Annotated in this window: 6 protein-coding genes; 5 read left to right on the top strand and 1 reads right to left on the bottom strand. The window is 63.8% G+C overall.

Going from position 1 to position 8459, the window contains the following annotated elements; translation table 11 throughout:
• Nucleotides 1–589: 589 nt before the first annotated feature.
• Nucleotides 590–1936, bottom strand: a complete 1347-nt coding sequence (locus VJ923_RS11775) for a twin-arginine translocation signal domain-containing protein (protein WP_326441718.1) — start codon at nucleotides 1934–1936, stop codon at nucleotides 590–592.
• A gap of 241 nt (nucleotides 1937–2177) precedes the next feature.
• On the opposite strand from VJ923_RS11775, the gene VJ923_RS11770 reads away from it, so the two are divergent.
• The 5 genes from VJ923_RS11770 to VJ923_RS11750 all read left to right on the top strand — a co-directional run.
• Nucleotides 2178–2888 (top strand): response regulator transcription factor, encoded by a 711-nt coding sequence (locus VJ923_RS11770; RefSeq protein ID WP_114540114.1) that lies wholly within the window; start codon nucleotides 2178–2180, stop codon nucleotides 2886–2888.
• Nucleotides 2889–2931: 43 nt separating this feature from the next.
• Complete coding sequence (locus tag VJ923_RS11765; protein WP_326441714.1) at nucleotides 2932–4503, top strand: sensor histidine kinase; 1572 nt, start codon at nucleotides 2932–2934, stop codon at nucleotides 4501–4503.
• A gap of 203 nt (nucleotides 4504–4706) precedes the next feature.
• On the top strand, nucleotides 4707–5588 hold the full coding sequence (locus VJ923_RS11760) for a phosphoribosylaminoimidazolesuccinocarboxamide synthase (protein ID WP_326441712.1): 882 nt from the start codon (nucleotides 4707–4709) through the stop codon (nucleotides 5586–5588).
• A 12-nt stretch (nucleotides 5589–5600) separates the two neighbouring features.
• Nucleotides 5601–6329, top strand: a complete 729-nt coding sequence (locus tag VJ923_RS11755; RefSeq protein ID WP_326441710.1) for a hypothetical protein — start codon at nucleotides 5601–5603, stop codon at nucleotides 6327–6329.
• Between the two features lie 173 nt (nucleotides 6330–6502).
• Nucleotides 6503–8459, top strand: a 1957-nt coding sequence (locus VJ923_RS11750; protein ID WP_326441708.1) for an AIR synthase-related protein, incomplete at its 3' end; no start/stop codon positions are given.

Raw genomic sequence — 8459 nt, 5'->3', positions numbered from 1 at the left:
GCCGGCCCTCCCCCATAGAAAAGCGCAGGGCTCGTGGGTCCTGCGCCAGCATTGCCTTCTTGGTGAAAATCAATCGAGGAAATCAGTTGACAAAACTATAGGAACACCCCCCTTGGGCGCCGATCGGGCGGTCGGGGCTGGGATACTGTCCAAAACGGCGTTATTTGCCAACGCTGGGAATAAACTGGGCAAAAACGGGCGATATGGACACCGCGCACCAGCCCGAAGGCGAGCATCAACTCTTTGACCTGGTATTTCTCTGCGCTGATTTGCTGAGTGCTTTCGAATTCCAGGGAAATAGCGTCCATATCGCCCTTTTTTGCCCGGTTTGGCGTCGTGCTTGCCAAATAAAAGGGATATGGACGCTAAGAGGGATATGGACGATAAAGGGGATGTGGACACAAAGCGGATGTGGGCACAAAAAAGGGGGATATGGACGATAAGGGGGATGCGGACGCTTTAACGGCCGCTTGGCTCAATGACCTCCAACGAGGGGCGTCTTAGCTCGCTTGGCTCAATGACCTCCAACGAGGGGCGTCTTAGCTCGCTAGCCGTCTTAGCTCGCTAGCTCCTTAACTCTCCGACTGCCCTAGCTTGCTGGTTCCCAGATGCGGACGAGGCAGTGTTTTTGCTGCTCGCCGCCGATGGGAGTGTAGTCCACATTGCTGAAAGTGACGGCGCGGTTGCCCATGTGCGTGGAGGCGAGATAGTCGTTGTAGTCGTTCGACCCCTCTTCCAGAGGCAGAGGAGCGTAGCGGTACCCCGCCAGGTCGATGGCGACCACTTGGGTGTTTCCCCTTATCAGAAGCCAGTTTCCACACCACGACGGTACGGTGTAGGGGTTGGCGGCGAAGCGGAACCAGGGCACGTCGCTGTAGGCCGCCGTGCCAGCGTTGGCGTTTGCGGCGGGCAGATAGGGCGCCTCGCCTTTCACCTCGTTTTCCTCGGCTTGGGCCTCTTCCTCGTTCACGGCCGTAAGCGAGACGGCTTCGGGAGACTCCAAAGGCAGGTAGGTGCCCAAATTCGCAATGCCCTCGCCGTAGCTGTAGATGCCGTCGAAGGCGAAGCTGAAGCCGGTTTTGCCCCAGCCGCACTCCATCGGCTTCATGGAAGAGGGCAGCACGCAGGCGTCGGTCACCTCGCCGGTGGCGGCATCCAGGTGCGTAAGCTGGTAATAGGTGCCGCTCGTGCGGGCGCGGGGCGTTGCTACGATGCTCTCGCCGCACGAGGTGGGCGGACAGGCCATGCGGCCCTGGGAGGCGTAGACGACCTGGGCATCGGCAGTGCCGAACGCAGCGCGCTTGAGCAGCGAATCCTCCACGCGAGCGTTGCCCTCCAGCTGCGGCAGGCGTTGCCAGAAGCCGAAGCCGCCGGCTACGGCCAGCGTGGGCATCTCCCAGTTCACATCGCCCTCGTCGAGCAGTTGGGGCTCGCCGAGCGTCGTGCCGGAAAGGGCGGCGCTGTAGACGCGCCAGATGTTGTCCAGAATGTCGGCTTCGGTCCAAATGACGCCGGCGCTGTTGGCGCGCACGTCGTAAATCTCGAAACCCTTGTCTTCGCCCACGGCGTGCTCGATGATGGTGGTGCACTCGGCGGAGGCCAGATCAAGCAGGCCCACTTCAGCTAAGGGCTTGGCGCTTTCTGTGGGAAGAAGGCAAGCGGCAACGGCGTCATCGCTGCACCAGACAAGCGTGCCGAAGGGCAGCTTCGCCGAGCCGACGAGGGTGACGGCGTCTTCGTAGTTTTCCATCTCTTCCAGGTCGTTCGACGTCGTGACGGCATCTTCGGGCACCTTCAGCCTTTTGAGGGCGTCATCGTCGTCAGACTTGCCCGCGGCCCAGGCGGCGCCTCCGCCCACGACGGCCACGGCGGCAACGCCGGCCACGCCGTACAGGAAATGACGACGCGTGAGCAGGACCTCATGGCCTCCGGGCAATGCGACGGATTTCGGTTGTTTTGCAGTAACGCGCCGCGTGGGCGCGGTTCTTCTCTGTGGCATGGGGCTATTGTGTCATTTCGCATACGCCTCGGCGACCGGAGCGGGGCAAACGCTACAATAAACGCAAACACGACCGTCGGGCTGATATATGAGTCAGAAGCGGGTAAAACCGCAGGTCAAATCATATTTCTGCTTTGGCGCCCAAGGAACGGCAAGCGAACACACAAGGAGCCTATCCATGAGCAACGAAACGCGACGCATTCTTCTGGTGGAAGACGAGAAGGCCATCCGCGATGCGGTGACGGCCTATCTCGAGCGCGAGAACTACTGGGTGACCGCGGTGGGCGATGGCCAGGACGCCCTGGAGGAGTTCCAGAAGCATCACTTCGATCTGGTTATTCTGGACCTCATGCTTCCCCGTGTCCCTGGTGAGCGCGTCTGCCGCGTCATCCGCGACACCTCCGACGTGCCGATTATCATGCTGACGGCCAAGGGCGAGGTAGAAGATCGCATCATCGGCCTGGAGCTCGGCGCCGACGACTACCTGGTGAAGCCCTTCAGCCCCCGCGAGCTGGTGGCCCGCGCCCGCGCGCTGCTGCGCCGCGTGCATGCCGACTCCGAGCCTCAGCGCGAGGTGCTCGAGTTCGGCGAGCTCACCATTGACGTGTCCGGCCACAAGGTGCTCGTCTCCGGCGAGGAAATCGATCTGACGGCCAGCGAATTCAAGCTGCTCACCACCTTGTCCCGTTATCCGGGCCGCGTCTACTCCCGCATGGAGCTGGTGGAAAAGGTGCTCGGCTACGACTTCGAGGGCTACGAGCGCACCATCGACTCCCACGTGAAGAACCTGCGCGCCAAGATTGGCGACAATCCGCGCAACCCGAAGTGGCTCCATACCGTGCACGGCGTGGGCTACCGCTTCGAAGATCCCACCAAGAACGGCCAGTAAGTCCGGCGCGGCCTCTGGGGCCGTGCGCATCTGAAGGAGTCTTATGACCGAGGCTGAAGCAAAGCCGCGCATACTGGAAACTGCTGAAGAGGTCGCCCCGCCGGCGACCTCTTTGCCGTCTCCGGAGCGCAAGAAAAAGCGCAAGCGCCTGCGCTGGTCGAATCTGTCGTACACAACTCGCGTGACGCTGGCCTTCGCCCTGATTGCCGCCATGACGGCCATGGTGGCCATCGGTGTGGTGTCCTTTGTGTGGGAGCAGCATTTCCGTACCTACACGGCCGACAACATGAACACCCTGTGCGAGACCACGGCCAACCGCATCGCCGCGATTTACCAGGAAACAGGCGATTTGTGGAACCCTGAGACCACGCGCCCCGCGGCCCAAGCCACCGAGCTCACGAGCGGCGTGGGCGTGAAGGTGGTCGACTCGAAGGGGGCCACGGCCTTCGATTCGTCGGTGATTATCGACGAGCAGCAGGGCGATACGATCAGGTCGTTCGAACCTCGGGACAAAACCCAGGTTGTGGAAAAGGCCATCATGGTCAACGGAGAGCACGGCAGGGAAAAGGTGGGATCTGTGCGGCTATGGGTCTACGGGTCCGAGGCCCTCATGCGCCAGCCCGACCAGGAGTTTCGCGATAATTCCTACCAGGCTATGTTCATTGCCGGTGGCGTGGCCATCGTGCTCGCCTCCTGCATCGGCTTTCTGTTCGCGCGCAATCTGGTGGCGCCCATCAACCGCATCATGAGCGCCGCCCGCGCCATCGGCGACGGCGACCTGTCGGCCCGCACGAGCCTTACGGGCGAGGACGAGGTGGCCCGCCTCGGCGAGACCTTCGACGCCATGGCTGAATCGGTAGAGAAGGACCGCGATTTGGAGCGGCGCCTCACGACCGACGTGGCCCACGAGCTGCGCACGCCGCTGATGGCCATTCAGGCGACGGTGGAGGCCATGGTCGACGGTGTGTACGAGGCCGACGAAGAGCGCCTCGTCACGGTGAACTCAGAGATTCAGCGCCTGTCGCGCTTGGTGAACGCCCTGCTGAAGTTGTCTCGTTTGGAAAACCGCGCCGAGCCCATGAAGGAGGAGGTCGTCAACGTCGGCGACCTTATCGCCGGTATCGTCGCCACCCACGAGATGTTCGTGTCCGATTCCGGCCTCACGCTGGAATACGACGCCCAGCCCGACGTCATGGTGGTGGGCGACGCCGACATGATTCGCCAGGCCACGGCGAACCTCATCTCCAACGCCGTGCGCTACACCCCCGAGGGCGGCCACATTGCGGTGTCCGTGAAGAAAGGCGACATCATGGCGTCCATTGCCGTGCGCGATACCGGCATCGGCCTTACCAAGGAAGAGGCCCGCATGGTGTTCAGCCGCTTCTGGCGCGCTGACGCCGGCCGCAACCGCGAGAGCGGCGGTCTGGGCGTGGGCTTGGCCGTGGTGAAGGAGATCGTCGACCGTCACGGCGGTTGGGTGCAGGTGGAAGGCGAGAAAGACAAGGGCGCCTGCTTCACCATCCATATCCCGCTCTATGACGAAGATGCCTCCAAGCACCGCCGCGGTTCCAAAAAACGCCCCGGCCACAAAAAGCCCGCGAAGACGTCGCGGTAACGTTTGCCTGACTGCATAATTTAGTTCAACGGGGCTCATGGAGAGCCCCGTTTGCGTTGTCGTGCGCAGTTCTCCTGTTCCTCGGTGCGCGCAAGCGTTCTACAGATGGGGCGCTTGGGTTTTGTGCCATAATGGCGGGATAGGAAAAAGCGCTCGGGCCAGTGGGTTTCGGGCGGATGGGATAAGAGGAGAAAGGGCACCCTATGACGGGAATCGACATCGCCCCCGACGCGCAGGGCAAGGTCCGCGATCTGTATGATCTGGGAGACTCGCTGTTGCTCGTGGCCACCGACCGCATCTCGGCCTTCGACTATATTCTGGAAGATGAGATTCCCTATAAGGGCCAGGTGCTCACCCAGCTGTCAAAGTTCTGGTTCGAGCTGCTCGACGGCGTCATTGAGAACCATCTCATTTCCACCGACGTGGCTGACCTGCCGGAGCAGTTCCAGCCCTATGCCGACTACCTGCGCGGCCGCTTCATGCTGGTGCGCAAGGCCGATATGTTCCCCGCCGAGTGCATCGTGCGCGGATACTTGGCTGGCAGTGGCCTTAAGGAGTACAACCGCGAGGGCACGGTGTGCGGCATCGAGCTGCCCGAGGGTCTCGTGAACTCCTCGAAGCTGCCCGAGCCCATCTTCACTCCTTCCACCAAGGCCGAGATCGGCGACCACGACGAGAACATCTCCTACGAGCGCCTGGTGGAAATCCTCGGCGGGGACGATGCGTCGGCTCTGCGCGATCTTGCGCTTAAGGTGTACACCACCGCCGCTGACCATGCGGCCGCCCGCGGTGTCGTCATCGCCGACACGAAGTTCGAGTTCGGCCGCATCGGCGACACCATCATCCTGGCCGATGAGGTGCTCACCCCCGACTCGTCCCGCTTCTGGCCGGGCGATACCTACGAAGAGGGCAAAGACCAGCCCAGTTTCGACAAGCAGTTCGTCCGCGACTGGCTGACGGCCAACTGGGACAAGACCGGCAACCCGCCGCGCCTGCCCCAGGACGTCATCGACGCCACCTCGGCCAAGTACATCCAGGCCTACGAAACCATCACGGGCAAGAAGTTCGACCCTGCAACCTTCTAGGAGATTTTCAGCATGTCCCAGCGTAACCCCATGAACGAGCGCTACACCTCCGAAGAGCGCACCGGCGTGACCCGCAAGAGCGCCGCCTCGGCCAAGCCTAAAACTAAGGCCGCCGCGTCGGTCACCGTGAAGTCGGCGAAGAAGACGCCGGAGCAGAAGAAGGCCGAGGAGAAGGCCGCCCGCAAGCAGGCTGCCGCCAAGCAGCGCGAGGTGGAGCGCAAGTACTACAAGCCGGATACGCCGCGCTACAAGCGCCTGCGCATCATTTGGTGGGTGCTGCTTATCGCCGCCATCGGCTGCACCACCTTGAGCTTCGTGGGCCAGCAGTGGCTGTCGCCCCAGGCCGCTGTGGTTATCCTCGTTCTGGCCTATGTGTTCATCATCTCCGCCTTCGTGCTGGACTTCTGGAAGATCAAGAAGGAGCGCGTTGCCTACCAGGAGCGCATGCTCGCCCTGGAGGAGAAGAACGCCAAGGCCGAGAAACAGGCCCGCCGCGTGCAGCAGGCCAAGCAGGCGAAGGCCAAGGGCTCGGGGAAGAATCAGAACCGCCACGCGGCCCAGAAGAAGGGCGACGAGGCCGAAGACGAGAAGCCTGAGACCGCCGAAGAGGCGCCCGCTAAGCCGCGTCGCGGTCTGTTCGGCAGCGGTTTCCGTCTTTCCAACCGCGAAAAGATGCAGGCCGAGAAAAAGGCCGCCAAGGAGGCCAAGGCCGCCGAAAAAGAGGCAGAGAAGGCTGAGTAGCAACCCAGCCTGCAGGGGGCGATTCCAGTCGCCCCTTTTCGAGCGAGGCGGTCCCGCTTGAGAGGGCGGACTTGAAGTCCGCTCCTACGGAAACGTTCGTCAGGACTAACGTCCGCCCCGACTGAGACATTCGGGCGCGTGAGCGCTCATCCCTCAAAGAGAGAGGCACATCTATGGTATCTCGCGTGTATGTTGAGAAGAAGCCCGGGTTTGATGGGGAGGCCCGCGCCCTGGCCGCCGAGCTGCGCGACATTGTGGGCATTGCGGGACTCACCGGCGTGCGCCTGGTGAACCGCTACGATGTGGAAGGCGCGAGCGACGAGCTGTTCGCCTCCTGCGTGCCCACGGTGTTCTCCGAGCCGCAGTCCGACATCGCCACCTTCGAGCTGCCCGAGGCGGACGGCGCGGCCGTGTTCGCCGTGGAGTTTTTGCCCGGCCAGTTCGACCAGCGCGCCGACTCGGCGAGCGAGTGCATCCAGCTCATCAGCCAGGGCGAGCGCCCCGCCGTGCGCTCGGCGGTGGTGTACTACCTGGAAGGCGAGCTTTCCGCCGACGACATCGATGCGGTGAAGCGCTACGTCATCAACCCGGTGGAGGCCCGCGAGGCCTCGCTCGATGAGCGCGACACCCTGGCCATGGCCTTCGAGTGCCCGGCAGACGTGGAGGTCATCGACGGCTTCACCGAGCTTTCCGACGACGAGCTGGCCGCCTTCATCGCTGAGCGCGGCCTGGCTATGGACTTGGCCGACATCCAGTTCTGCCGCGCGTACTTCGCCGAGGCGGGGCGCGACCCGTCCATCACCGAGATCAAGATGATCGACACCTACTGGTCGGACCACTGCCGCCACACCACCTTCGGCACGGTGCTCGACGACGTGGACATCGCCGATGCCAACGTGCAGGCGGCCTTCGACCGCTATCTGGAGCTGCGCCACGAGCTCGGCCGCGACGAGAAGCCCGTGTGCCTCATGGACATGGGCACCATCGGCGCGAAGTGGCTGAAGAAGCAGGGCATCCTTACCGGGCTCGACGAGTCGGAGGAGATCAACGCCTGCACCATCAAGTGCAAGGTGGATGTCGATGGCGAGAGCCAAGACTGGCTGTACCTGTTCAAGAACGAGACCCACAACCATCCCACCGAGATCGAGCCCTTCGGCGGCGCGGCCACCTGCGTGGGCGGCGCCATCCGCGACCCCTTGTCCGGTCGCTCCTACGTGTACCAGGCCATGCGCGTCACCGGTGCAGCCGATCCCACGGTGCCCGTGGCCGACACCATTCCCGGCAAGCTGCCCCAGCGCAAGCTGGTGACCACGGCGGCGGCCGGCTATTCCTCCTACGGCAACCAGATCGGCCTGGCCACCGGCCAGGTGCACGAGCTGTACCATCCCGGCTATGCCGCCAAGCGCATGGAGATCGGCGCCGTGGTGGGCGCCACCCCGGCCGACCACGTGCGCCGCGAGACGCCGGCGCCGGGGGATGTGGTGGTGCTGCTCGGCGGCCGCACGGGCCGCGACGGCATCGGCGGCGCCACGGGCTCTTCCAAGGCCCATTCCGTGGAATCGCTGGAAAGCTGCGGGGCCGAGGTGCAGAAGGGCAACGCGCCGGTGGAGCGCAAGATCCAGCGCCTGTTCCGCCGCGGCGACGCGTGTCGCATGATCAAGCGCTGCAACGACTTCGGCGCCGGCGGCGTGTCGGTGGCCATCGGCGAGCTGGCCGACGGCCTGGACATCAACCTGGATGCCGTGCCCAAGAAGTACGATGGCCTCGATGGCACCGAGCTCGCCATCTCCGAGTCCCAGGAGCGCATGGCCGTGGCGCTCGCGCCCGAGGATGTGGACGCCTTCATCGCGCTCGCCCACGAGGAGAACCTGGAGGCCACGCCGGTGGCCGTGGTCACCGAGGAGCCGCGGGTGCGCATGCACTGGCGCGGCAACACCATCGTGGACGTGAGCCGCGAGTTCCTGGCGAGCAACGGCGCGCCGAAGCACGCGGCGGTGTCGGTGCCGGCGCCGGCTACGCCGAGCTACGCCGAAAGCGCCTGCGACCGTGCCTTCGAGGCCGTGTCCGACTTGACCGATTCCGTGGTGGATGCGGTGTGCGACGGCGCCTCGCTGGAGGCATCCCTCTCGG

Source organism: Adlercreutzia shanghongiae (assembly GCF_035830635.1).
GTDB lineage: Bacteria > Actinomycetota > Coriobacteriia > Coriobacteriales > Eggerthellaceae > Adlercreutzia > Adlercreutzia shanghongiae.
The sequence above is the reverse complement of the archived record's forward strand: the minus strand, read 5'-3'. Positions and strand labels throughout refer to the sequence as shown.

Coding starts and splice junctions, on each gene's coding strand:
- VJ923_RS11765 (WP_326441714.1), top strand. CDS start 2,932: ATGACCGAGGCTGAAGCAAAGCCGCGCATACTGGAAACTGCTGAAGAG.
- VJ923_RS11755 (WP_326441710.1), top strand. CDS start 5,601: ATGTCCCAGCGTAACCCCATGAACGAGCGCTACACCTCCGAAGAGCGC.
- VJ923_RS11760 (WP_326441712.1), top strand. CDS start 4,707: ATGACGGGAATCGACATCGCCCCCGACGCGCAGGGCAAGGTCCGCGAT.
- VJ923_RS11770 (WP_114540114.1), top strand. CDS start 2,178: ATGAGCAACGAAACGCGACGCATTCTTCTGGTGGAAGACGAGAAGGCC.